Annotated in this window: 1 protein-coding gene; it reads right to left on the minus strand. The window is 71.2% G+C overall.

The window, feature by feature from the left end; genetic code table 11:
- Window positions 1–379: ABC transporter ATP-binding protein (locus I6F37_RS45230; RefSeq protein ID WP_225155162.1), on the minus strand; the 379-nt coding region annotated here is incomplete at both ends.

The raw sequence follows: 379 nt of genomic DNA on the forward strand, positions 1-379 counted from the left end.
GTGAGGCCATCGACCGACGACGTCGCCTCGTCGAGCACCAGCACGTCCGGATCGGCCACCCCAGCACGGATCAGGGCGATGAGCTGGCGCTCCCCGGCCGAGAGCTGGCCGCCGCGCTCGCCGACCGCCGCGAGCAGGCCATCGGGCAGGGTGTCGAGCCAGTCGCGCAGATCGAGCTGGTCGACCACGGCCTCGATGTCGGCCAGCGACGTCCCGGGCCGAGCGAAGCCGACGTTGACTGCGATGGTCTCGTCGAACAGGAACGGCTCCTGGCTGACGACGACCAGCCGCTGGCGGAGCTCGTCGTTGTCGACGTACTGCAAGGGCACCCCGCCCAGGCGGATCTCGCCGATGGTCGGGTCGGCGAAGCGGGCGACCA

Origin of the sequence: Bradyrhizobium sp. NBAIM08 (genome assembly GCF_020193935.1) — a bacterium.
Classification (GTDB): domain Bacteria; phylum Pseudomonadota; class Alphaproteobacteria; order Rhizobiales; family Xanthobacteraceae; genus Bradyrhizobium; species Bradyrhizobium yuanmingense.